This is a genomic window from Ligilactobacillus sp. (assembly GCF_036846325.1).
Classification (GTDB): Bacteria; Bacillota; Bacilli; order Lactobacillales; family Lactobacillaceae; genus Ligilactobacillus.
Map to the genome: position 1 here is coordinate 1 of NZ_DAIUCE010000157.1, position 2,828 is coordinate 2,828.

General features: G+C 53.1%; 2 protein-coding genes. Both read right to left on the bottom strand.

The features are described 5' to 3' along the window. Positions 1 to 102: 102 nt before the first annotated feature. Positions 103 to 1,167, bottom strand: coding sequence for a helix-turn-helix transcriptional regulator (locus tag V7Z60_RS09640; RefSeq protein ID WP_334117598.1), 1,065 nt, complete (start codon positions 1,165 to 1,167; stop codon positions 103 to 105). Beyond that, positions 1,167 to 2,828: 3'-5' exonuclease (locus V7Z60_RS09645; protein WP_334117599.1), on the bottom strand; the 1,662-nt coding region annotated here is incomplete at its 5' end. The genes V7Z60_RS09645 and V7Z60_RS09640, both read right to left, overlap by 1 nt.

Genomic DNA, 2,828 nt, shown 5'->3' on the forward strand with positions numbered 1-2,828 from the left:
AAATCGTGTCGTCGGTTAAAATTTGTGCTTTATTTTTCAAATTCAGTGTCTGATGTGCAAAAAAACACCCCTGCGCATGTCACATGCGCAGAGGCGTTTCCATCATTCATATCGTTTCAATGCTTCCTTCAGCTTTTCCCTGATGTCTTTTCTGACGGACTCGGTCAAAACCTCGACCTTGTCGCCCTGGCTCAGGAACCAGAACATGCAGCCCTGGGAATAGTTTCTGATGGTCATGTCGACATAGCCTCCGGGGCGGGTCTCCTCGATGGTCGAAACCGAGTTTCCGTCGGCGTCATGGAGACAGTATTCCGTGCAGCAGTCGGAGAACTCGTCCAGAGCGGCGCTGACGGCCGGGTGATGGCAGCGGAACCTGATTGTCACCGGGTTTTCCTCCTCGAACATCATCTTCGCCACCGGCCTGCTGGTGTAGTCGCTCTTCTCTATTGAAGAATCAGGTTCCTCTCCTGTCTGTTCGACGTGTATGATGCGGTCGACCCTGTAGTTCCATGGCCTGCCGGTATCGCAGCTGACGGCTCTCATGTAGAGGTAGTGGTTGTCGAAGACGATGGAGAAGGGCATGACCCTTATGTCTTCTTCCTTTCCGCTGTTGTGGACATAGGAGATTCTTACGATCTTGAACTTGTCCTTGCTGAAATACACTGCCTGATACAGCTGGTACAGTACGTCGAAGGTGGAGTCCTTTCCGCCGAGAGGGGAGTCGTCGCTTAGCGAAAGGCTGCTTTCTATGGCCCTGTAGTGTTCCAGGGAGGAATTTTCAACCTGTCTGATGATGTTTCGCTGCTCTTTTGAAAGCAGGTCAACCTGGGCCACTTTCTCGAGTGACTTGATGAGGTCTCTTGCTTCCTTTTCCTGAAGCATTCTGCTTGATGCGAGAATGCCGATGATCATGAGCAGCTGCGGTTCGCTCAGGAATCCTGTGTCGGTCTCTGTCTGGTCGGCGATGGCCAGCTTGTACTTCACGCCGTCTTCTGTCCGTTCGTGTATTATGACGTATCTCTTTGGCAGCATGCCCTCGACTTCATTGATGTCACGCTCGATGCTGCGCCGGTCGGTCTCGAAATCCTTTTCAAGCTGTCTCTTCATGGCGGAATGCTCCGACATGAGCTTGAAGTATATCTGGATGATTCTGTCTGCCTTTCCCATTAGTCCTCCTTTTCTACCTTGAACAGGTCATGGTGACGGACGCCGTACAGGTAGCAGGATTCGACCTGCTCGCCCATTTTCTCGAGCGCTTTGGCGTAGAGTCTGAGCTGACCGTCGTAGTTTTCCTTCAGAACCTTCTCGCGGCTCAGGTTGACGTCCGTCTTGTAGTCGATGAGAACCCATCTGCCGTCTGGATTCCTGTACATGGCGTCGATTACGCCGTGGACGATTGTGTAGTCATCGCTGCCTTCTTCAGGCTCTGCATTTACCAGGACGGTGATCGGGAATTCCCGTCTGACGTCTTCTGACTGGCGGAGCTCTTTGCCGGTCTTCGTACGGTAGAGCGCGGCGATGCCGTCGATGAACGTGTCTTTTATGACCTCAAGGACGGACTCGCTGAAGAATCCCTTCCGGCAGAGCTCTTCTGCGGTTTTCTCGACTTCCGCCTTAGTCGCCCTGCCAAGGTCGGTTCTTTCGAAGATCAGGTGGACGGCAGTCCCGAGAACGTCGGCCGGAACGCGTTCGTCCTCAGTTTCTTCTTCTCCCTTGTAGTGCATGTTACTGCATGTCACGCCGCCTGTCTTCGAGAACATCTTCTTGACGGCCGTCGCCGGACTGATCAAATCTGCGTCAGAGACTTCAAGGGATTTCCTTTCTCCGTCAAATGCAGGGTCGTCAGGGACGACGGAATTTCCTGCTTCTTCTGACTTCTCGAAGCAAGGAGCTGTAAATTCCGGCTTCTCGTCTCCTTTGGCAGCGCAGATCAGGTCAAGAAACGACTTTGTCTGGTTTTTCCTGGTATCATATGCCATGACTTGCAGCGACTGTTCCGCACGCGTCATGGCCACGTACAGCAGACGCTTCTTTTCTTCTTCCTCCTCGTCGCTCAGGCCGGCCGCCTTGAGCAGGGTGTTGTCCGTTGTGTAGTCCCTGATGCCGTCTTCAAGTTCTTCTATCTTCAGTGACTTGAAGAACAGGCCGTCTCTTCTGATGACTGCCGCGCCTTCGTTGCTTTTCGATCTGGACTGGGCCTCGCTTAGGAATACGACCGGGAATTCCAGGCCCTTGCTGCCGTGAATCGTGGTGAAGGTCACGACATTTTCGTCGACGTTTTCGTTCACTTCATCAAGGGTGCTGTCGCCGTCAAGCGCTTCGTTGATCTCGCTCAGACTGGTCAGGCCGCTGTCCTCGAGTTCTCTGACGCAGCCGGCAAGTCCGTTGAGGTTTGCGCGGCGTCCGCTTCCCTGCGGCATGGCGGAGAAGACTGAGACGATGTCCGTTTCGCTCAGGATGAAGTTGACGAGGTCGCTCGGACTGGTCGTGTATGCAAGCGAGCTCAGCATCTCGAATTCTTCTGCGAACTTGTCAAGCTTTTTATTCAGTGTTTCGATGAAGCCACTTTCAAGTCCGAGTTCTTCGGCCGCATTCTCAAGCATGCTTCTTCCTTCTTCTGTTTCATGTTCATTTCTGAACCTGTAGATTAGACCGTAAAACGAGCCGTGCTGCAGCGTGCGCAGGAAGGCCAGTTCGCGTTCATTCACGCAGTAGAGCGGAGAGCGCAGCAGGGCTACGAGTGAGATGTCATCGCGGTTGTCTTCCAGTGCCTTGAGATATGACGTGGCAATCATGATTTCCGGCTTTTCGAGGAATGAATCGGAACG